Below are 21,200 nucleotides of genomic sequence, written 5' to 3'. Positions count from 1 at the left end.
GCCGCCTCGCGCAGCACCGGCAGGGCCTGGGCGACGGCGGCGCGCGTCTGCTCGTCGGCGCTCGGCCCGGCCGCCCCGGGGGTGCGGTGGGGCAGCGCCGTGTTGATCGCAGCGACGACGGCGCCGTCCGGCCCGCGCACCGGCACGGCCACGGAGCTGAGGTGCTCGTCCAGCTCGGCCGTGACCACGGCGTGGTCCTGCCGGCGCACCCGGGCGATCTCCTCGAGCAGGGCCTCCACGTCCGTGACGGTCCGCGGGGTGCGCGGTGCGGCCTCGAGCACGCGGCGCACCGTGGCCGGGGGCAGGTCCGCGAGCAGGACGCGCCCCATGGAGGTGAGGAACGCGGGCATCCGCGTGCCGACGTCGAGGTTCACCCGGATGATCCGCTCCGTGTGCACGCGTGCGATGTAGAGCAGGAACGGCCCGTCCAGCACGGCGGCCGAGCAGGACTGCTCCAGCTCCTGCGAGGCGCGGGTGAGCACCGGGCGCAGGATCTCGGCCAGGGACGTGCCCGTCCAGTAGCCGTGGCCGAGCTCGAGGACGCGGGGGGTGAGCCGGAAGTCGCGGCCCTCCTGGACGGCGTAGCCCTCGTGGACGAGGGTGTGCAGGACCCGGCGGGCGGTGGCCCGGGTGGTCCCGGCGGCCGCGGCGGCGTCCGAGACCGTGAGCGACGCGCGGTCCGGGGTGAAGGAGCGCAGCACCGCCAGGCCGGTGGCCAGGGCGCGGACCGGCGGCTCGGGGTGGGCCGGGGCGGCGTCGTCGTGCGGGGGAGCGGGGGCCATGCGGCCAGCCTAGCGTTCGCTGTGCGAACAGACGTGCGCATGGCGCACATCCCTGGTATTGCGTCCGGGGCCCGGCCTAGCGTGGCCGACGAGACCCGAGACCGGGACCCGACCGCAGAGGAGACCCCGCCATGACCCTCGCCGACGCCTACGTCTTCGACGCCGTCCGCACGCCCTTCGGCAAGATCGGCGGCAAGCTCGCCGGCACCCGCCCGGACGACCTCGCCGCCCACGTGATCCGCACGATCGTGGACCGCGCCCCCGGCCTCGAGGGCCTGCGCCGCGAGAGCGCCCAGGACGTGGCCGACGAGCTGAAGGGCCGGCCGATCGAGGCGGGCACCGACCGGGCGCGCCCGGACCGGATCGACGAGGTCGTGTTCGGCAACGCCAACGGCGCCGGCGAGGAGAACCGCAACGTGGGCCGCATGGCTTCGCTGCTGGCGGGCCTGCCCGTGACCATCCCCGGCACCACCGTCAACCGCCTCTGCGGCTCCTCGCTGGACGCCGCGATCATCGCCTCCCGCCAGATCAACACCGGCGAGGCGGACGTCATGCTCGTGGGCGGCGTGGAGTCCATGTCCCGCGCCCCCTGGGTGCTGCCCAAGACCAACCGCCCCTTCCCGCTGCACAACCTCGAGGCCGTGAACACCACCCTCGGCTGGCGCCTGATCAACGACGCGATGCCGAAGGACTGGACCATCTCCCTCGGCGAGTCCACCGAGCGGCTGCGCGAGCGCTTCGGCATCACCCGTGAGCGCCAGGACGAGTTCGCCGCGCGATCCCACCGGCTCACCGCGAAGGCCTGGGACGAGGGCCGCTACGACTCCCTCGTGGCCGCCGTCCCCGGCACGGACCTGGAGCGGGACGAGACCGTCCGCCCGGACTCCACCCCCGAGACCCTTGCGGGCCTGCGCACCGTGTTCCGCAAGGAGGACGGCACCGTCACCGCCGGCAACGCCTCGCCCATGAACGACGGCGCCTCGGCCGCGCTGCTGGGCTCCGAGAAGGGTGCCGAGATCCTCGGCCTGCAGCCGATCGCCCGCATCGCCGGCCGCGCCACCGCCGCGAACGAGCCGGACTTCTTCGGCTACGCCCCCGTCGAGGCCGTGAACCTAGCCCTGAAGCGCGCCGGCATCGGCTGGAAGGACGTGGCCGCCGTCGAGCTCAACGAGGCCTTCGCCGCCCAGTCCCTCGCCTGCCTGGACGCGTGGGGCGTGGACCCGGAGATCGTGAACGCCTGGGGCGGCGCGATCGCCGTGGGCCACCCGCTCGGCGCCTCCGGCACCCGCGTGCTCGGCACCCTGGCCCGCCGCCTGCAGGACACCGGCGACCGCTGGGGCGTGGCCGCCCTGTGCATCGGCGTCGGGCAGGGCATCGCCGTCGTCCTGGAGAACGTGGACGCCCGCTGAGCCGGCCGCCCCGAGACCTCTTCCGTCCCCCTCACACCCAGGAGTCCCCATGCTGGAGTTCGTGGACACGGCCGCGCAGGCCGTCTCCCAGGTCACCGACGGCGCCACGGTGCTGATCGGCGGGTTCGGCAACGCCGGCCAGCCGATGGAGCTGATCGACGCGCTGCTCGAGTCCGGGGCCACCGGCCTCACGGTGGTCAACAACAACGCGGGCCAGGCCGACGCCGGCCTCGCCCTGCTCATCAAGGAGCGCCGGGTCGCCAAGATCATCTGCTCCTTCCCCCGTCAGTCCGACTCGTGGCACTTCGACGAGGCCTACCGCGCCGGCGAGATCGAGCTCGAGCTCGTGCCGCAGGGCAACCTGGCCGAGCGCCTGCGCGCCGGCGGCGCCGGCATCGGCGGCTTCTTCACGCCCACCGGCTACGGCACCCAGCTCGCCGAGGGCAAGGAGGTCCGCGAGATCGACGGCAGGCACTACGTGCTGGAGTCCCCGATCCGCGGCGACGTGGCCCTCATCAAGGCCTACGCGGCGGACCGCCACGGCAACCTCGTGTACCGCAAGACCGCCCGGAACTTCGGCCCCATCATGGCCGCCGCCGCCGAGCACACCGTCGTCCAGGTGGACGAGGTCCGCGACGAGCCGATCGATCCCGAGCACGTGATCACCCCCGGCATCTACACGGACGTGATCGTGCGGATCGAGACCGAGTCCGGCGTGAAGGAGCGCGAGGAGCGCGAGGCCCTGGCCGCCGGCAAGCCCAAGCCGTGCGCGGCCACCAAGACCGCGGCCGAGAAGGCCGCAGAGGGGAAGTGAGGAGCGCCATGAGCTTCACCCAGACCGACGCCCCGCTGACCCAGGACGAGCTGGCGAAGGTGATCGCCGCGGACATCGCCCCCGGCTCCTTCGTGAACCTGGGCATCGGCCAGCCCACCACGGTCTCCAACTACCTGGAGGCCGAGAAGAACGTCACCCTGCACACCGAGAACGGCATGCTGGGCTTCGGCCCCGAGGCCGAGGGCGAGCAGGTGGACGAGGACCTCATCAACGCCGGCAAGATCCCGGTCACCGAGCTGCCCGGCGCCGCGTACTTCCACCACGCCGACTCGTTCGCGATGATGCGCGGCGGCCACCTGGACGTGTGCGTCCTCGGCGCCTACCAGGTCTCCGCCACCGGCGACCTGGCCAACTGGTCCACCGGCAAGCCCGGCGCCATCCCCGCCGTCGGCGGCGCGATGGACCTGGCCATCGGCGCCAAGGACACCTACGTGATGATGGACCTCTTCACCAAGAAGGGCGATCCCAAGCTCCTGGCCGAGTGCACCTTCCCGCTCACCGGCGTCGGCTGCGTCTCCCGCATCTACGCGGACAAGGGCGTGTTCCTGCTGGACGAGACCGGCGTGGTCAAGGTCCGCGAGCTGCACGGCATCACCTGGGACGAGCTCGAGGAGGGCCACCCCGGGGTGCGCTTCGAGAAGGTCGAGGGCTGACGAGGCCTGCCGGACGCCGACGGGGACGGGGAGGGGTGACCCTCCCCGCCCCGGTCGCCTTCGTGTGGGAAACGGGAGCCTCCCGGGGTGCTTTCGTGCGGGAAACGGGAGCCTCCCGGCGGGAGTCCGGAGCTCAGGCGATGCGCAGGACCATGCCGGGGTGCAGCAGGGTCGAGGCGGTCATGCGGTTGAGGCGCTGCAGCTCGGCCATGGAGACGCCGGTGCGGTCGGCGATGATCCACCAGCCGTCGTTCGGTCGCACCGTGTAGGTGGCGGGGGCCGGGGCGGGCGCCGACGCGGTTGCGTTCTGGCCGGTGACCAGGACCATCCCCGGGTGCAGCAAGGTGTCCGCGGTCATCCCGTTGAGGCGCTGCAGGGTCTCCATGGTCACGCCGGTGCGGTGGGCGATGACCCACCAGCCGTCGCCGTCGCGCACGGTGTAGGTGCCCGGGGCCGGCGCCGGCGCGGGAGCGGGCGCCGGCGCGGGAGCGGGCGCCGGGGCCGTTGCGGCCGTGATCAGCACCATCCCCGGGTGGAGCAGGGTGTCCGCGGTCATGCCGTTGAGGCGCTGCAGCTCCTCCGCGGGCACGCCGGTGCGCCGGGCGATGACCCACCAGCCGTCGTTCGGCCGGACGGTGTACGTGCCCGTGGTGACGGGGGTGGGGGCCGGGGCGGAGACGTCGGCCACCAGGCGCAGCACCATGCCCGGGTGCAGCACGGTGGACTCGGTCATGCCGTTGAGCTCCTGGATGGTGGCCGCGGGCACGCCGGTGCGCCGGGCGATGACCCACCAGCCGTCCCCGTCCTGGACCGTGTAGGTCGTCGGCGTCGTGGGCTCCGGCGTCGGGGCCGGCTCGGGCTCCGGTGTGGGGATCGGCTCGGGCTCGGGGGCGGGGGCCTCCTGTCCGGCGGCCGCCGCGATCGTCGCGGCCCGGTCCCGGACGTCGTCGAACCGGGCCATCAGGTGCCGGCCCGGGCAGGCGGTGTTCGACGTCGTGCGGTGCGGGAAGATCGTGTCCACCGTGACCGGCGTCCCCGCGGCGTACTTGGTGCTGCCGCCGGAGGTGAGGGCGACGCGGCCGTACGGGTCGAGCCCGTCCCGGTACAGGTAGTAGGCGGTGGCGCGGGCCATCGCGTCGACGACCTCCTCGGAGGGGGCCACGACGTCGTAGTTGCCCATCGTCGAGATGCCCATGGTGCCGGTGTTGAACCCGCCGGCGTGCGTGCCGAGGGGGTTGGCGTCGAGGGCGCCGCGGCGGCCCTCGTAGATGTTGCCGAACCGGTCGGTGATCAGGTGGTACGGGAAGTCGCCCCAGTCCAGGGTCTTCGTGTAGTACGCGTAGATCGCGCGCATCTGCTCCACGGCCTGGGCTCGCGTGTAGTCGTTCGTGCCGGCCGAGTGGTGGATGGTCAGGGCGCGCACCTGCTCGAACTGCGGGGAGGCCTGCGCCCAGGACTCGTCCGCGCCCCACTGGGCGCGCGTGATCACGTCCGGCAGGATCCGGGCCCGGGCCTCGGAGGCGGTGGAGACCGTGCGGGCCGGCGCGGGCTCGGCGCCCCCGACGACGGCGCTGGACTTCACGCCCCGCGGCAGGGCCGCGTCCTGGGCGGCCTGGTCCGCGGAGACGGCGGGGTGGGCGCTGGCGACCGCCTCGTCCGTGGCGGCGGTGCCCGGGTCGATCAGGGACAGCTCGAGGCCGGCCGGGGCCGCGCCGTCGGCGGTGGTGAGGCGCAGCTGGGCGCCGTCGGCCCCGAACGCGACGAACGGGTCGGTGCCCGTGCGGGTCACCGCGGCGCCCTCGGGCAGCACGGCGCGCTCCAGGACCTGCCACGGGCCCCACGCGCCGTCCTGGCGGACGCGGATCTCCACGCGCTCCACGGCGTGGTCCGCGGCGGCGTCCCAGACGGCGGCGGCCACGGTGAACGGGCGGTCCACCACGGGCTCGCCGAGCACGACGCCGGCCGGCGCGTCCGCGAGGGCCTCGCCCTCCTGGGGCACGGCGGCCACGGCGGCCCCGCGCACCTCGGAGGCGGCCGCCGAGGCCTGCCCGGAGCCGGCGGAGGCGAGGGCGCGGAGGGCGGCGGCGTCGCCGGCCTCGGAGGCGGGGGCGGGTGCCGCCGTCGTCGGGGAGGGCTGCTGCGGGGCGAAACCGCCCACCAGGACGGACAGGGCCGCCACCACGACGGCGGGGGCGAGCGGGCGGGGGGACGCGGAGCGCGGCGCGGAGAGCTTCATGCGAGTGCCTTCGGAAGGTGTGGAGCCCGGGGCGGGAGGGAGGCGAGACGGCGTGCCCGGGGCGAGGACGGCGGAGGACCTGCGGGGAATCCGGCCCGAGCCTCGGCGATCGTAGCGTGAAAGGGCATTGCCGCAGGCCATTTCCTACTGTGGATTCGGTCTATTCCACGGGTACGGAGCGTCCATTTTCCAAGTTCACAGTGCAAGCGCATTCCGTGCGGGGGAAACGCACAGCAACGGGGCTCCTCGGGCCGGTGGCGCCCGCCGGGCGCCGGCCCGCCGCACGCCGTCCGCGAACCCGCGTGCGGCGTCCGGGGCGGGCGCTACCGTGGCGGGAGACGAGCACGGACCGGCGAGGCCGGCGGAGCACAGGAGGAGCAGGTCATGGCGGAGCCCATCCACATCGGCGCGGCGGCGGACATCCCGGAGGGGGAGGCCGTCGTCGTCCCCGCGGCCACGGCCGGGACGAGCGACGACGTCGCCGTGTTCCACGCCGAGGACGGCGCGTTCTACGCGATCGACGACACCTGCACCCACGAGGACGCCTCCCTCGCCGAGGGCTGGCTCGAAGGCACGCAGGTGGAGTGCCCGCTGCACTCCGCGCAGTTCTGCCTCAAGAGCGGCGAGGCGCTCTGCCTGCCCGCCACCCGGCCCGTGGGCACCCATCCGGTCCAGGAGCGGGACGGGCAGCTCTACCTCACCCCCGGCGCATGAGCGGCGACGTCGACGCGCGGGCGGGCGCGCCCGCCTCGGTGGTCGTGGTGGGCGGCGGCGTGGCCGGGTTCGGGGCGGTCCGCGAGCTGCGCCGCCGCGGCCACACCGGGTCCCTCGCGCTCGTGGAGCCGCAGGGCGTGCCGTACGACCGGCCCCCGCTGAGCAAGGACTACCTGACGGGGGAGACGGACGCGCACCGGCTGCTGTTCGCGCCGCCGTCCTGGTTCGCCGAGCACGACGTGGAGCTGGTGGAGGAGGCCGCCGTGCGCCTGACGCCCGGCGGCGCCCACCCCGACGGCGACCCCGTGCCGCACCGGGTGGAGCTCGCCTCCGGGCGCGTGCTCGAGGCCGAGGCCGTGGTGCTCGCCACGGGCGGCCGCCCCCGGCCCCTGGACGTCGAGGGCGCGACGCACCCGGACCTGATCACGCTGCGCACGCGCTCCGACGCCGACGCACTGCGCGAGCGGCTGCACTTCGGGGCGGAGGTGGCCGTGGTCGGCGGCGGGTTCACCGGCGCCGAGGCCGCCTCCTCCGCGCGGCAGGCCCTCGCCGGCGTGACCCTCGTGACCTCCACGGACGCGCCCGCGCTGCGCGCCGTGGGGCCCGCGCTCGCGGCCCGGCTGCACCGGATGCATGCCGAGCACGGCGTGGCCGTCGAGGTCGGTCGGGTGGCGCGCATCGAGCACCGAGACGACGACGGCGGCGCCGCGCTGCCGGCCGCCCACCGCCTGCACCTGGGCGACGGGCGGACCGTGGACGCCGACGTCGTGGTGCTGGCCGGCGGCACCGTGCCGGACACGGCGCTCGCCGAGGAGGCCGGGCTGGAGGTGGCGGACGGGATCCTCGTGGACGAGGCCGGCCGCACGAGCGTGCCCGGGATCCTCGCCGTGGGCGACGCCGCCCGGGCGACCGGCTCGGCGTGGGGGCCGTCGCCGCACTGGGAGCCGGCCCTGCGCTCCGGCGCGGCCGCCGCCGCGGCGCTCCTGGGGGAGGACCCGGAGCCGCCCGGCGCCCCCTGGCTCTGGTCCGACCGGCACGGCTGCCACGCGGAGGCCGTGGGGGACATGGCCGTGCCCGCGGGCGGGGCGAGCGTGGACCGCGAGGCGCGCGGCGCCGTGGTGGCGAGCTTCGTGCTCGACGCCGAGGGGCGGATGCGCGGGGCGGCGTCGATCGACGACCCCATGGCCGTCAAGGCGGCCCGCCGCATCATCGACCGCGGGATCGTGGTGGACCCGCAGGCCCTCGCCGACCCGACCGTGCCGCTGAAGTCGCTCGCCCGGGGGTGAGGGGGCGCGCCCCACCACACGCCCGGGTGAGGAGGAGCTTTCGTCCCTCACCCCTTTCGTGTGGGAAACGGGAACTCCCGTTTCCCACACGAAAGGGGTGGGGAGGCTCCCGTTTCCCACACGAAAGCGGTGGGGCGGTGGGAGTGGGGGCAGGGACGGGGAGCGGGGAGCGGGAGTGGGGGAGCTCCCGCCGCCCCCGCCTCACGTCCCGCAGTACGTCACGAACGGGGCCGCGTCCGACGGGCCCGGCGCGGCGTACCGCTCGAGGCCCGGGCGCGGGGTGAACGGGTCGGTGACGGCCTCCAGCAGGCGGTGCACCGGCCCCAGGTCCCCGTCCTCGGCGGCGGTGAGGGCCTCGTCGAGCAGGTGGTTCCGCGGGATGTAGACGGGGTTCGCCGCCCGCATCCGGCCCGCGTCGGGGCCCAGCGCCTGCCAGTCGCGCAGCCACGCGGCCACGGCAGCCGGGTCGGCCGCGCCCGGGACCAGCATCTGCGCCTCCGCCAGCGCGGCGGCCGTCGGCTCGCCCGCTCCGGCACTCCGCCGGGCATTCCGTCCGGCGCCGCCCTCGCCCCGCGCGCCCCCGCCCTCGCCCCCGGGGACGTGCTCCGCCAGCCGCACCCAGAAGCCCGTCCAGTCGGTCCGCGCGGCGGCCAGCACGGGGAACAGGCGGTCGGTGAGCGCCGCGACGTCGGCGTCCGTCACCTCCTCGCTGAGCCCCAGCTTGGCGCGCAGCCCGCCCCGCCACGCGGCCAGGTGCGTCGCCTGGAAGCCGCCGAGCGCCTCCTGCGCGAGCTCGACGGCCCGGCCGGCGTCGTCGTCGAGCACGGGCACGAGCGCCTCGCCGAGGCGCGCGAGGTTCCATGCGGCCACGGGCCCCTGGTTGCCGAACGCGTACCGACCCTGCGTGTCGATCGAGGAGAAGGACGCCGCCGGGTCGAAGGCGTCGAGGAACGCGCACGGGCCGTAGTCGATGGTCTCGCCGGAGAGGGTCATGTTGTCCGTGTTCATCACGCCGTGCACGAAGCCCACGAGCATCCAGCGGGCCACCAGCTCGGCCTGCGCGGCGATGACCGCCTCGTACAGCGCGAGCGCCGGGTTCTCCGCCTCGGCGGCGTGCGGGTGGTGGCGAAGGATCGCCTCGTCCACGAGCCGGCGCAGCACCGCGACGGGGTCGGCCCGCTCGGGCAGCGCGGCGGCGTACTGGAACGAGCCCACGCGCAGGTGGGAGGCCGCCGTGCGGGCGAGGAGGGCGCCGGGCTGCCACCCCGCCCGATGCACGGGGCGCCCCGTGGCGACGACGGCCAGCGCGCGCGTGGTCGGCACACCGAGGGCGTGCATCGCCTCGGACACCGCGTACTCGCGCAACATGGGGCCCAGGACCGCCTGCCCGTCCGCGTCACCGCGGGCGAACGGGGTGCGGCCGGAGCCCTTCAGGTGCAGCTCGCGCCAGGTGGGCAGGACCTGCGGCGCGTCGTCGGCGTCGCGGGTGCGCCGCGGCGGGACCAGCTCTCCCAGCAGCAGCGCGCGACCGTCCCCGAGGCGGGGGGAGTAGTGGCCGAACTGGTGGCCGGCGTAGGCCTGCGCCACCGGCTTCGCCTCCGGGCCCGGCCGCTCACCCGTGAGGAGGCGGAGGGCGTCGTCGGAGGCGAGCCAGTCCGCGTCCAGGCCGAGCTCCTCGGCCAGCCCGGCGTTGAGCAGCACCAGCTCGGGGCCGTCGGTCTCCTGGGCCTGCCAGGGCAGGGCGAGCTCGGGGAAGCGGTCGGCGAAGCGGTGGTGCAGGGTGGGCGCGGGCATGGGCCCCACGCTACGGCCCGCCCGCTGGCGGGACACGCGTCGAGCGGCCGCCGGGCAGGAGGCGAGGGTGAGGCGGCGCCCCCGCCCCTCAGTACGACGCGCGGGGGGCGGCCGAGCCGTCCGCCGCGGCGTCGCCGTCGGCCTGCGGGGCCGGGCACCAGCGGTCGGCGAGGGCCTCGGCGCCGCGGGCCATGAGGGCGACGTCGGCGCCCACGTTCACGAAGTCCGCGCCGGCGTCGGCGTAGGCCTGGGCCTGGTCCGTGACGAACGCGTTGACGCCCACGGTGGTGCCCGCGGCGTTGCACGCCTCGATCACGCGCCGCACGGCCGCCACCACGTCCGCGTGGCTCTGCTGGCCGATCAGCCCCATGGAGGCCGAGAGGTCCGAGGGGCCGACGAACACGCCGTCCACTCCAGGCACCGCGGCGATCGCGGCGGCGTTCTCCACGCCGCGCACGGTCTCGATCTGCACGAACAGGCTGACGTGCTCGTCGTCGTGCTGGAGGTAGCCCTCGATCCGGTTCCAGCGGCCGGAGCGGGCCAGCGCCGAGCCGACGCCGCGGTCCCCGTGCGGCGGGTACCGCAGCGCGCGGACGGCCTCGGCGGCCTGCTCGGGCGTGTCGATCATGGGCACGAGCAGGGTCTGGGCGCCCAGATCGAGGTACTGCTTGATGCTGATCCAGTCCAGGAACGGCACCCGCGTCATCACGGGCACGCCGTAGCCGGCGATCGTGCGCAGCTGGGCCTGCACGTTCTCCAGGCTCAGGGGCGCGTGCTCGCCGTCGATGAGCAGGTAGTCCAGGCCCGCGCCAGCGCAGATCTCGGCGGCCGTGCAGTCGCCGGAGGAGAGGAACATGCCGGCGGCGGGGCGTCCGCCGCGGGCGGCCTTCGCCTCGGCGCTGAAGAGGTCGCGGACGAGCGGCTGGGTGTTGTGGCGGACGGGCATCGGGGGTCCTCTCAGGCGAACTGGCAGGTGACGGTGCCCAGGGGCCCGTAGTCGGCGGTGACGGTGTCGCCGGCGCTGACGTGCATGGGGCGCGTGAACGAGCCCGCGAGCACGATCTCCCCGGCGGCGAGGGCGTCGCCGTGGTCGGCGAGGCGGTTGGCGAGCCAGTGCACGCCGTTGCCGGGGTGGTTGAGCACGCCTGCGGCCACGCCGGTCTCCTCGATGGTCTGGTTGCGGGAGAGGGTGCCGGCCACCCAGCGCAGGTCGACGGCGTCCGGGGCCACGGGGCGGCCGCCGAGCACCATGGAGCCCAGGGCGGCGTTGTCCGCGATGGTGTCCACGATGGTGCGGCCGGCCAGCTCGACGTGGGCGTCGAGGATCTCGAGGGCGGGCACCACGAACTCGGTGGCGCGCAGGACGTCGAAGAGGTTCACGTGGGGGCCGCGCAGCTCATCCTTGAGGACGAAGGCCAGCTCCATCTCGATGCGCGGGTTGGTGATGCGCGCGGCCTCGTACTCGTGGCCGGACTCGAAGACCTGGTCGTCGAAGATCACCCCGTAGTCCGGCTCGGTGATGCCGGTGGCGGCCTGCATGGCCTTGGAGGTCAGGCCGATCTTGTGCCCGACGACGCGGCGGCCCGCCTCCACCTGGCGCTGCGCCCAGATGCGTTGCACGGCGTAGGAGTCCTCGATCTCCATGCCCTCGTACCGGGCGGTCAGCAGCGGCACGGGGGTGCCGGTGCGGCCGGCCTCGTGCAGCTCGTCGGCGATCTTCACGTGGGTCTCGTGGTCCAGCATGGCGGTCTCCTTCTCGACGGCGGGCGGGCCCCGGGGCTCGATCGTATACGATGCGGGCGGCCGGAGTGGCGGGCGTCACCCTCATGACGCCGCGGGTCCCGGCGCCGCGCCGGTGCCCGACCCGTCCATCGTGGCATCACCCCTGGTGAGACGCACCTCTCGGAATACCCGGCCACCCGCGGCCTGTTGCTTCAGACATGAACGACATCCTCACCGTCGGCCTCGTGGGCGTCGGGCGGCTCGGCAGCGCCGTCGGCCAGCTCGTGGCCGAGGCGGGCCACCGCCTCCTCGTCGCCGACCGCCCCGGCAGCCGCGTCTTCCGCTCCGTCGTCGAGACCCTCCTGCCCGCCGCGGACGCCGTGCCGCTGGCCGACGTCGTGGAGCGCGCCGACGTCATGATCCTCGCCCTGCCCCAGCCTGCGCTCGCGGACCTGGACCTGGCGCGCGCCCGCGGCGTGCTCCTGGACGCCACGAACGCGTGGGAGTACACGGACGGGCCGGACTCGATCCACCGCATGGACCCCCTCGCCTGGACCGAGCGCGTGCCCGGCGTGCCCGTGGTGAAGTCGCTCAACCACGCCGGCTACGGCGAGCTGCTGATGGACGCCCGCCCGCCCGGCGCGCCGGGGCGTCGGGCGTTCGCGGTGGCCGGCGACGACCGCGCGGCGGTGGACCTGGTGGCCTCGCTCGTGGACTCGATGGGCTTCGACGCCGTGCCCACCTCCGCGGCGGACGCGCCCCTGCTCGAACCGGACGGCGCCGTGTTCGGGCGCCGGTTCGACGAGGCCGGCCTGCGCGAGGCCCTGCCGCACGCCGCCGCCCGCGTGGGCTGAGCCCGGGACGATCACCGCGTCAGCGGGGGTGCCGGGGCGGCCTCAGTGAGGCGCCCGCGCGTGGCCGATCGCGTCAGCGGGGGTGCCGGGGCGGCCGCTGGGCGCGGCTCCCGCGCCACTCCTGCCAGGCGAACTGCGCCGCCCACACCAGGCCGAGGGCGACCACCATGAACACCACCCTGGACACCGCGGACGAGTCCTCGCCGCCGATCAGCAGATCGCCCAGGCCGGAGAGCAGCGCCGTGGGGATCGCGATGACCGTGCTGCCGAGCAGCACGGCGAGGGCGATGGCGAGCTCCTTGCGCAGGGGCAGATTCCGCCACAGGGGCTGCCGATGTGCCGGGCCGGTGCCGTCAGGCCTCCGGGCGGCGGCCGATGCCCAGGCCGGGCTTGCGCCGGTGCACCGTCAGCCAGGCCAGCCCCTCGGGCCCCGCGGTGAAGCCGCGCCGCGACTGCCGCGGCAGCCACAGCACCTGGCCGGCGCGGATCGGCACATCCTGATCGGCCGTGTGGAGCAGGCCCGAGCCGGCCACCACGTGCACCAGGATGTCCAGGGCGGGGCCGTCGAAGGGCTCGTTCCGTCCGCCCGGCGGCAGGCGCACGACGTTGGCGTCGAGGTCGCGCGGTTCCTGCTCCAGGCGCCAGGCCGCGCCGGACGCGGCGCCGGCCGGGTCCGCCGTGAGCTCGGCGACGTCGGCGAGGATCCGCGGGGTGGTCTCATCCATGCCGCCAGGCTAGCCAGCGCCTCGCCGGGCGCACTACTGCCAGGTAGTCCTGGATCTACTTGGCAGTAGTGCGCCCGGGCAGGGGCGGCAGGGCCCGGGGCAACGGCGGCATGCCTCGGGGCCGGTCGCGGGGCAAGGGCGGCAAACCGAGGGGTGGCCAGCGCGGCCGGGCGGGCGTCACACGCACAACCCCACCCCCGCACACGACGACGGCGGGCACCCCGGTGAGGTGCCCGCCGTCGTCGTGATGGGGGAGGGGCCGGCCGAGGCCGGCGCAGGCGTCAGAGCTGGTTGCCCAGCTTGTACTCGCCCTTCTTGTACTCCGGCATGGAGTCCTCGCCCTCCTCGGCGCGGGTGTAGGAGAACCCGTCGGCGCCGATGGTCACGGCCATCTCGGAGTCGTCGGTGCGGGCCACGACCCCCTTGACGTTCCCGTCCAGGTCCAGCACGAGCGAGGCGTCGGTGTACCAGGACGGGACGACCGGGGTGCCCCACCAGTCGCGGCGCTGGTTGTCGTGCACGTCCCAGGTGACCACGGGGTTGTCCGGGTCGCCGGTGTAGTAGTCCTGGGTGTAGACCTCGACGCGGTGGCCGTCCGGGTCGCGCAGGTAGAGGTAGAAGGCATTGGACACGCCGTGGCGGCCGGGGCCGCGCTCGATCGCGTCGGACATGCGCAGCGAGCCGAGCTTGTCGCAGATGGCGAGGATGTTGTGCTTCTCGTGCGTGGCGAAGGCGACGTGGTGCATGCGCGGGCCGTCGCCGCCGGTCATGGCGGTGTCGTGCACCGTGGGCTTGCGGCGCATCCACGCGGCGTAGACGGTGCCCTTCTCGTCCTGGATGTCCTCGGTGACGCGGAAGCCCAGGTCCTGCATGTAGCGGGCGGCGCGGGGCACGTCCGGGGTGACCTGGTTGAAGTGGTCCAGGCGCACCAGGGCGCCGGGGGAGTAGAGGTCGTAGCGCCAGGCCAGGCGCTCCACGTGGTCCACCTCGTAGAAGAACTCGTACGGGAAGCCCAGCGGGTCCTCGACGCGCACGGAGTCGCCGACGCCCTTCACGAAGCCGTCCTTGTTGCGCTCCACGCGGCAGCCGAGCTCGGTGTAGAAGGCCACGGCCTTGTCCAGGTCCTCGGGGGTGCGCACGCGGTAGGAGAACGCGGCGACGGCGGCGGTGTCGCCCTTGCGCAGGATGAGGTTGTGGTGGATGAACTCCTCCATGGAGCGGAGGTAGACGGTGTTCTCGTCCTCCTCGGTGACCACGAGGTCCAGGACGTCCACGTAGAACTGGCGCGACTTCTCCAGGTCCGTCACCACGAGCTCCATGGAGGCGCAGCGCAGCACGTCCGGCGCCTCGGCCTTCGGGGTGGGGATGGGGTTGTCCGTCTTGACGGGACCTTCCTGGCCCACGTAGGTGCCGACGGAGGTCTTGGTACGGCCTGCGTAGTTGCTCATGCGTGTCTCCTGAACGAGAGGGTGGCCGCGGGGGCGGCCGGGGCAGGTGTGCTGTGGGACACCTTCTGCACCGATCGTATACGATCCCGGCGGCCGGGGGAAAGGGCGGATCGGGCGCCGTGCTCCCCGGCGCGTTCCGCGTGCAGCAGGGGCGCGTTTCGGGCGACTTTCCGGGGGTGCTCCGCCCCGACACCTCCGAGAACACACCCCGAACGGTTGGGGTGGGTTATGGGAGGTGCCGGGCGCCGGGACCTCCGACAAGTCACCCGAAACGCCTGGGGTTGGGGCGGAGTGGGGTGGGGGCGGGGCGCTCGCATCCCCGTACGACGACGACGCCCGCACCTTCGCGCGGAAGGTGCGGGCGCCGTCGTCGTGCGTTCCCGGGAGATTCGGGTGACTTGTCGGGGGTCAGAGGCCTCCTGACCCCCGACAAGTCACCCCAATCTCCCGGCAGGGCAGGGAGAAGGGTCTCAGCCGTCCATCTTGGCGGCGGCCTCCTCCTGCTTGCCGAACACCGGGTTGTGGACCTCGCCGAGGTTGATGTGCACGGCCTGCTGATCGGTGTAGAAGTCGATCGAGCGGTAGCCGCCCTCGTGGCCCAGGCCGGAGGCCTTCACGCCGCCGAACGGGGTGCGCAGGTCGCGCACGTTGTTCGAGTTCAGCCACACCATGCCGGCCTCCACGTTCTGCGCGAAGTTGTGGGCGCGCTTGAGGTCGTTGGTCCAGATGTAGGCGGCCAGGCCGTACTTGGTGTTGTTGGCCAGCTCCAGGGCCTCCTCGTCCGAGTCGAACGGGGTGATGGCCACGACCGGGCCGAAGATCTCCTCCTGGAAGATCCGGGCGTCCGGAGCGACGTCGGCGAACACGGTGGGCTGCACGAAGTTGCCCTCCGGGAAGCCCTCCGGGCGGCCGCCGCCGGCCACGAGGCGGGCCTCGGACTTGCCGATCTCCACGTAGGACATGACCTTCTCGAAGTGCTCCGGGTGCACGATCGCGCCGACCTCGGTGGTCTCGTCGTTCGGCATGCCGACCTTCACGCGGGAGGCCTGGGTGGCGTAGCGCTCGACGAACTCGTCGTAGACCGCGCGGGCCACGAGGATGCGGGAGCCGGCGGTGCAGCGCTCGCCGTTGAGGGAGAACACGCCGAAGATGGTCGCGTCGATCGCCGCGTCCAGGTCGGCGTCCGCGAAGACGACGGCGGGGGACTTGCCGCCGAGCTCCATGGACAGGCCCTTCAGGTGCGGGGCGGCGTTGCCGAAGATGATCTGGCCGGTGCGGGACTCGCCCGTGAAGGAGATCAGCGGCACGTCCGGGTGCTTGACCAGCGGGTCGCCGGCGAAGCCCTCCTCGCCGAAGCCGTGGACCATGTTGAACACGCCCTTGGGCAGGCCGGCCTCCTCGAAGATGCCCGGCCACAGGGAGGCGGAGAGCGGGGTGAACTCGGCCGGCTTGAGGACCACGGAGTTGCCGGTGGCGATGGCCGGGGCCAGCTTCCAGGACTCCAGCATGAACGGGGTGTTCCAGGGGGTGATCAGGCCCGCGACGCCGATCGGCTTGCGGTTGACGTAGTTGATCTGGCGGCCGGGCACCTTGAAGGTGTCGTCGTGCTGGGCCACGATCAGGTCCGCGAAGAAGCGGAAGTTCTCGGCGGCGCGGGCGGCCTGGCCCTTGGCCTGCTTGATCGGCAGGCCGGTGTCGAAGCACTCCATGGCGGCCAGCTGGTCGCCGCGGGTCTCCATGATGTCGGCGATCTTGTGCAGCACGCGGGAGCGCTCGCGGGGCAGGGCCTGGGACCAGACGCCGGACTCGAAGGCGGCCTTGGCGGCGGCCACGGCCTTGTCCACGTCGGCGGTCTTGCCGGAGGCGGCCTTGATGTAGGGCTGGTTGGTCACCGGGTCCAGGACGTCGAAGGTGTCGCCGTCCACGGAGTCCACGGACTGACCGTCGATGTAGTGGCGGATGACGTCGGGCAGACCCTCGGGCTTGCGGTCGTCGATCTCGGTCATGAGAGCTCTCCTTGGTGGGCGAGGTAGGCGTGCAGGGTGTTCAGTCGGTGGCTGCGGGCGGCGGCCTCGATCTCGGCGAAGCCGGCGCGGTCCTCGATGAGCCGCAGCAGGTGCTCGTGCTCGTCCACGGAGGCCACGGCGCGGCCGGGCACGTAGGCGAACGTGGAGGAGCGCAGCGCGGCCAGGCGGGTCCAGCCGCGGTGCACCAGGTCGTGGATGTGGTCGTTCTGATGGTGCTCGAACAGGATCGAGTGGAAGCGCCGGTTCAGCTCGGTGAACGCGACGGCGTCCCACTCCTGCGAGGAGTGCGCCATCGCGCGCATCGCCTCGTTGACCTCGCGGGCGGCGGCCACGTCCTCGGCCGTCACGCGCGGGGCGCACTGCGCCGTGGAGAAGCCCTCCACGAGCGCGAGCGTCTCCATGGTGTGGCGGTACTCCACCGGGTCGATCCCGACGACGGTCGCCCCCACGTTGCGCTCGTAGGCCACGAGGTTCTCGGACTGCAGGCGGCGGATCGCCTCCCGCACCGGGACCACGGACATGTCCAGCTCGGCCGCGATCTGGGCCAGCACGAGCCGGTCGCCGGGGGCGTACCGGTCCGCGCGGATCCCGTCCACGATCGCCCGGTAGGCGACGTCGGCCTTGCTGAGGGCGGGTGCGGTCACGGGGCCTCCGGCACGCGATCGGCGGCCTGGGCGGCGCGGTGCTCGGCGTACTTGGCCTTCCACTCCGCGTTCGGCGGGAACAGCCCGTCCACGGGGTGGCCGGCCTTGACCTGCTCGTACACCCAGGCGTCCTGGAGCTCCTGCTCGTAGGCGTCCTCGACGACCTCGACCAGCAGGGCCGGGGGGATCACCACGAGGCCGTCGTCGTCGCCGACGATGACGTCGCCGGGCTGCACCGTGGTGCCGCCGCAGGCGATGGTGCCGCCGACCTCCCACGGGATGTGACGGCGGCCCAGCACGGCCGGGTGCGTGGCGCCGGCGTAGACCTGGAGGCCGACCTCGGCCACGGCGGCGGAGTCGCGGATGCCGCCGTCCGTGATCACGGCGTTCGCGCCGTTCACCTGGGCGCGCAGGGCCAGGACGTCCCCGAGGGTGCCGGTGCCGTGCTCGCCACGGGCCTCCATGACCACCACGTCGTCCGGCTGCACCGAGTCGATGGCCCGCTTCTGGGCGTTGAATCCGCCGCCGAACTCCTTGAACAGGTCCTCGCGCTTGGGCACGTAGCGCAGGGTCTTGGCGTAGCCGAGGACGCGCCGACCCTGGTGGATCGGGCGCGGGCCGTCGATCGTCGCGTTCTGGATGCCGCGCTTCTGCAGCTGGGCGGTGAGGGTGGCCACCGCGACGGCATCGATCTTGGCGCGCAGCTCCGGGGTCAGCAGGGAGCGGTCCGGCTGCGGGGCGCTCGCGACCCAGTGGCCGTTCTCGTCCACCGGGCCGGGCTGGGAGCCGGCCGCCGGCTGGGAGGCGGCGGCGCCGTCGTCGGCCTGGACGTCCGAGGCGGCGGGCAGGCCCGCGGCCTCGCGGGAGCCCCAGGCCTCCTCGCGCTGCACGTCGTCCACCTTGGGCTGGGCGCCGAACGGGGCCATGGCGTGCTCGGACTCGGTCACGCGGGTGACCAGGCGGCCGGTGGTGGGGGCGCCGGGCGCGGTGGGGGCGTCCACCTCCACCTCGACGACGTCGCCCGGGCGGGCCACGGACGAGCCGGCGGGGGTGCCGGTGAGGATGACGTCGCCCTCCTCGAGGGTCATGAGCTGGGAGAGGTCCGCGACGAGCTGGCCGAAGGGGAAGACGAGGCCCTCGGTGGTGTCGTCCTGGACGATCTCGCCGTTGACCCAGGTGCGCACGCGCAGGGCGGCCGGGTCCAGGCCCTCGGCGGAGATGACCGCGGGGCCGAGCGGCGTGTAGCCGTCCCCGGACTTGTTCTTCACGTTGGAGCCCTTGTCCGCGTGGCGGAGGTCGTAGAGGCCCCAGTCGTTGGCGGCGGTGATGCCGGAGACGTGCGACCAGCCTTCCTCCGGGGTGACCCGGCGGGCGGTGCGGCCGATGATCAGGGCGATCTCGCCCTCGTAGGCGAGCAGCTCGGTGCCGGCGGGGCGCTCGACGGCGTCCCCGGAGCGGGCGATCGACGTGCCGGCCTTGATGAAGTAGCCCGGCGCCTGCGGGGAGCGGCCGCGCTGGGCGATCCGCGAGGGGTAGTTCAGGTGCAGGGCGAGGACCTTGCCCGGCCGGTTCTCCCGGGCGGCGAAGTCGTGCTCGGTGACGGTGGGCGTGGTGTCCGGTGTGCTCTGCGTCATGCTGTGGATCGTATACGATCCAGCGGGCCGGGGGAAGGGGTCACGCTCCAGGCGGACGCCGGACCGTTCGGCGGGGGCTGGCGAGGCGTCGTCGGGGTGCGCGTCCCGCTGGAAGGGAGGGGATCACGCACCAGGCGGACAGGTGGACGGCCGCCCTCCTCAGCGGGCGCGGGCCACGGCGTCGTTGACCACGGGGGCCAGGCGTCGCACGCCCTCGACCAGCCGCTCCGCCTCCACGAACGGGTAGGCCAGGCGCAGCGTCGAGTGGACGCCCTCGACCGGGGTGAACGCGCCGCCGGGCACGAACACGGCGCCGGCCGCGATGCCCCGGTGCATCAGCTCGATGGTGTCCACGCCGCCGGGCAGCGTGGCCCACAGGAAGAAGCCGCCGCGCGGGGTGATGAACTCGACCCCGGGGTCCCAGTGCTCGCGCACCGCGTCCACGAGCACGCCGGCGCGCTCGCGGTACAGCCCGGTCACGTGGCGCACGTGGCCCTGCCAGTCGAGCTGCGTGACGAACGCCGTCGAGAGCATCTGCGAGTACGTGGAGGCGTGGATGAACGCGGACTCGGCGGAGAGGTAGAACTCCCGCTTGAGCTCGGCCGGCACGAGCGCCCAGCCGATGCGCACGCCGGGGGAGAAGATCTTGGACATGGTGCCGAGGTAGACCACGCCGTCGCGGTGCTCGGCGGCGATCGGGGCGACGGGGTCGCCGTCGAACGCGATCTGCCCGTACGGGTTGTCCTCCACGATGAGCACGCCGTGCCGCTCGCAGATCGCGGCCACCTCGGCGCGGCGGTCGGCGGGCAGCAGGGCGCCGGAGGGGTTGGCGAACGAGGGGATCGTGTAGAGGAACGCGACGCGGCGGCCCTCGGCGGCGAGGCGGGTCAGCGTCTCGTCGAGGGCGGCGGGGACCAGGCCGTGCTCGTCCGTGCCGGTGGCCACGGCGTCCAGCTCCCACGTGTTGAAGGTGGTCAGCGCGCCCACGAAGGTGGGGTCCTCCACCACGACGACGTCGCCCGGGTTGCCGAACGCCCGGCACGCGGTGTCGATGGCGGCCTGGGAGCCGGGGGTGATGACCACGAGCTCCGGGTCCGCGTCCGGGATGCCGTCGGCGGCCATGACGGCGGCCGCGGCGGCGCGCATCTCCTCCGTGCCCTGGCCCGGCCCGTACTGCAGGGACTCTGTGCCGAAGCGGGTCATCAGGTCCGAGGCGATGCGGCCCAGCTCGTCGAGGGGCAGGTCCGCGAGCCACGGGTTGCCGCCCGCCAGGGAGACGAGGTTCGGGTCCATGGCGATGTCGAAGACGTCGCGCACGGCGGACTGCTTCACGCCGACGGCACGGTGGGACAGGTGATCTCGCAGATGACGCACGCTCGGCACCCTATAGCACGGCGCGCGGGGGCACGAACGTGGGATGACGGACGACGACGGCGGCGCACCCGGGGCCGGGCGCGCTCGGCTCAGGGGGCGCTCGGCTCCGTCGCGTCCGGTTCCTCGACCCCGAGGTTCCCGGCGCCGTCAGCGCCGGCGTCCTCGGCGGGGGCGGACTCGTCGGCCGGGTCGGCCCCCTCGTCCTGCGCCGGCTCCTCCGCCTCGGCGGGGACGTCCTCGGACGCGGACCCGTCGTCGACGGTCCCGTCCCACTCGGTCGGGGCGTCCTCCTCCGTGGGCGCCGTCTCGTCCTGCGGCTCCCAGGTCTCCTCAGCGGGCTCCTCCCACGCGGTGGGGGAGGGCTCGGCGGACTCCTCGGCCTCGGCCCACGGGTCCTCGGTCGGCTCCGACCAGGTGTCCTCCGTCGGCTCGGCCCACGGGTCCTCGGCGGGCTCCTCCCAGGGCTCGTCGGCGGGCTCCGTGGGCGACTCGGACGGGGCGGCGCCCGACTCCGGGACGTCCACCTCGTCTCCGAGGGCCAGCGGGGCCAGGCCGAGCACGTCGTCGAGGGGGCGGCCGTCCACCTCGAGCCGGACCTGCCCGGCGGAGGTGTGCGCGGCGGCGGTCTCCTGCAGCTGGGCGCGGATCCGCTCGGCCTCGCACTCGCCCTCGGCGGTGACGGTGCCGGTGAAGGTGAAGACGTCCACGTCCCCCTCGAGGCGGTGGCCGGTGGGCGTGAGGCTCTCGCGCGTCTCGAACACCGCGTTCCACAGCGAGGGGTCGCCGTGCCAGCCGCGCTCGTCGGAGAAGAGGAAGTCCAGGGCGGCGTCCGCGTCGTCGGGGGCGTCGGCCGGCACCGTCTGCACCGGCACGAGCAGGTCGTCGCAGCCGTAGGGGCGGCCCGTCGAGCCCGGGACGGCCTCCGCGGCGGGCACCGTGAGCCACACGGTCAGCGGGGCGTAGCCGTCCACCTCGGGCCGGGGGAGGGCGTCGCCCTGGGTCGAGCCGTCGGTGGCGGCGGGCGCGCCCGGCTCGGCGGCGCAGCCGCCCAGCAGCCCGACGG

19 protein-coding genes are annotated in these 21,200 nt (G+C 74.3%); 6 read left to right on the top strand and 13 right to left on the bottom strand.

The window, feature by feature from the left end:
• Window positions 1-782: IclR family transcriptional regulator C-terminal domain-containing protein (locus NWP10_RS04625; RefSeq protein ID WP_258300029.1), on the bottom strand; the 782-nt coding region annotated here is incomplete at its 3' end.
• Window positions 783-913: 131 nt separating this feature from the next.
• On the opposite strand from NWP10_RS04625, the gene NWP10_RS04620 reads away from it, so the two are divergent.
• From NWP10_RS04620 to NWP10_RS04610, 3 genes are read left to right on the top strand one after another with little or no spacing between them, the layout of a single operon-like run.
• On the top strand, window positions 914-2,191 hold the full coding sequence (locus tag NWP10_RS04620) for a thiolase family protein (RefSeq protein ID WP_258300028.1): 1,278 nt from the start codon (window positions 914-916) through the stop codon (window positions 2,189-2,191).
• 49 nt (window positions 2,192-2,240) lie between these two features.
• Window positions 2,241-3,005, top strand: a complete 765-nt coding sequence (locus tag NWP10_RS04615) for a 3-oxoacid CoA-transferase subunit A (protein ID WP_258300027.1) — start codon at window positions 2,241-2,243, stop codon at window positions 3,003-3,005.
• Window positions 3,006-3,013: 8 nt separating this feature from the next.
• On the top strand, window positions 3,014-3,679 hold the full coding sequence (locus NWP10_RS04610; protein WP_258300026.1) for a 3-oxoacid CoA-transferase subunit B: 666 nt from the start codon (window positions 3,014-3,016) through the stop codon (window positions 3,677-3,679).
• A 133-nt stretch (window positions 3,680-3,812) separates the two neighbouring features.
• Here NWP10_RS04610 and NWP10_RS04605 read toward each other — a convergent pair whose 3' ends face one another.
• A complete protein-coding gene (locus NWP10_RS04605; RefSeq protein WP_258300025.1) occupies window positions 3,813-5,915 on the bottom strand; it encodes a LysM peptidoglycan-binding domain-containing protein in 2,103 nt (700 codons plus the stop codon).
• Between the two features lie 384 nt (window positions 5,916-6,299).
• Between NWP10_RS04605 and NWP10_RS04600 the strand changes: the two genes are divergently transcribed.
• On the top strand, window positions 6,300-6,629 hold the full coding sequence (locus tag NWP10_RS04600) for a bifunctional 3-phenylpropionate/cinnamic acid dioxygenase ferredoxin subunit (protein ID WP_017489161.1): 330 nt from the start codon (window positions 6,300-6,302) through the stop codon (window positions 6,627-6,629).
• Window positions 6,626-7,915, top strand: a complete 1,290-nt coding sequence (locus NWP10_RS04595; protein WP_258300024.1) for an NAD(P)/FAD-dependent oxidoreductase — start codon at window positions 6,626-6,628, stop codon at window positions 7,913-7,915. The genes NWP10_RS04600 and NWP10_RS04595 overlap by 4 nt, the downstream gene beginning before the upstream one ends.
• 201 nt (window positions 7,916-8,116) lie before the next feature.
• Here NWP10_RS04595 and NWP10_RS04590 read toward each other — a convergent pair whose 3' ends face one another.
• From NWP10_RS04590 to hpaH, 3 genes are all read right to left on the bottom strand, one after another.
• The gene (locus NWP10_RS04590; RefSeq protein ID WP_258300023.1) at window positions 8,117-9,709 is read right to left on the bottom strand and encodes a YdiU family protein; all 1,593 of its coding nucleotides are present in this window, start codon (window positions 9,707-9,709) and stop codon (window positions 8,117-8,119) included.
• Between the two features lie 88 nt (window positions 9,710-9,797).
• Entirely contained in the window at window positions 9,798-10,655 is an 858-nt protein-coding gene (locus NWP10_RS04585; protein WP_309137695.1) for an HpcH/HpaI aldolase/citrate lyase family protein, read from the bottom strand.
• Between the two features lie 11 nt (window positions 10,656-10,666).
• Complete coding sequence (hpaH, locus tag NWP10_RS04580; protein WP_258300022.1) at window positions 10,667-11,452, bottom strand: 2-oxo-hept-4-ene-1,7-dioate hydratase; 786 nt, start codon at window positions 11,450-11,452, stop codon at window positions 10,667-10,669.
• A gap of 197 nt (window positions 11,453-11,649) precedes the next feature.
• On the opposite strand from hpaH, the gene NWP10_RS04575 reads away from it, so the two are divergent.
• Window positions 11,650-12,285 carry an NADPH-dependent F420 reductase gene (locus NWP10_RS04575; protein WP_258300021.1) on the top strand — a complete coding sequence of 212 codons (636 nt, stop codon included), beginning with the start codon at window positions 11,650-11,652 and terminating at the stop codon, window positions 12,283-12,285.
• Window positions 12,286-12,358: 73 nt separating this feature from the next.
• Here NWP10_RS04575 and NWP10_RS04570 read toward each other — a convergent pair whose 3' ends face one another.
• The 8 genes from NWP10_RS04570 to NWP10_RS04535 all read right to left on the bottom strand — a co-directional run.
• Window positions 12,359-12,562 (bottom strand): hypothetical protein, encoded by a 204-nt coding sequence (locus tag NWP10_RS04570; protein ID WP_258300020.1) that lies wholly within the window; start codon window positions 12,560-12,562, stop codon window positions 12,359-12,361.
• Between the two features lie 76 nt (window positions 12,563-12,638).
• Window positions 12,639-13,010 carry a cupin domain-containing protein gene (locus tag NWP10_RS04565; protein WP_258300019.1) on the bottom strand — a complete coding sequence of 124 codons (372 nt, stop codon included), beginning with the start codon at window positions 13,008-13,010 and terminating at the stop codon, window positions 12,639-12,641.
• 281 nt (window positions 13,011-13,291) lie between these two features.
• Entirely contained in the window at window positions 13,292-14,458 is a 1,167-nt protein-coding gene (gene hpaD / locus NWP10_RS04560) for a 3,4-dihydroxyphenylacetate 2,3-dioxygenase (protein ID WP_258300018.1), read from the bottom strand.
• A 470-nt stretch (window positions 14,459-14,928) separates the two neighbouring features.
• On the bottom strand, window positions 14,929-16,464 hold the full coding sequence (gene hpaE / locus NWP10_RS04555) for a 5-carboxymethyl-2-hydroxymuconate semialdehyde dehydrogenase (RefSeq protein WP_258300017.1): 1,536 nt from the start codon (window positions 16,462-16,464) through the stop codon (window positions 14,929-14,931).
• Window positions 16,461-17,129 (bottom strand): GntR family transcriptional regulator, encoded by a 669-nt coding sequence (locus tag NWP10_RS04550; RefSeq protein WP_258300016.1) that lies wholly within the window; start codon window positions 17,127-17,129, stop codon window positions 16,461-16,463. Before NWP10_RS04550 ends, hpaE begins: the two co-directional genes overlap by 4 nt.
• Entirely contained in the window at window positions 17,126-18,763 is a 1,638-nt protein-coding gene (locus NWP10_RS04545; protein WP_258300015.1) for a fumarylacetoacetate hydrolase family protein, read from the bottom strand. Before NWP10_RS04545 ends, NWP10_RS04550 begins: the two co-directional genes overlap by 4 nt.
• A 159-nt stretch (window positions 18,764-18,922) precedes the next feature.
• Complete coding sequence (locus tag NWP10_RS04540; protein WP_184173495.1) at window positions 18,923-20,137, bottom strand: PLP-dependent aminotransferase family protein; 1,215 nt, start codon at window positions 20,135-20,137, stop codon at window positions 18,923-18,925.
• An 89-nt stretch (window positions 20,138-20,226) separates the two neighbouring features.
• Window positions 20,227-21,200 (bottom strand): hypothetical protein (locus NWP10_RS04535; RefSeq protein ID WP_258300013.1); only part of this gene is annotated, 974 nt, incomplete at its 5' end.

The organism is Micrococcus sp. HG099, from assembly GCF_024723355.1.
GTDB classification, from domain to species: Bacteria; Actinomycetota; Actinomycetes; order Actinomycetales; family Micrococcaceae; genus Micrococcus; species Micrococcus endophyticus.
The sequence above is the reverse complement of the archived record's forward strand: the minus strand, read 5'-3'. Positions and strand labels throughout refer to the sequence as shown.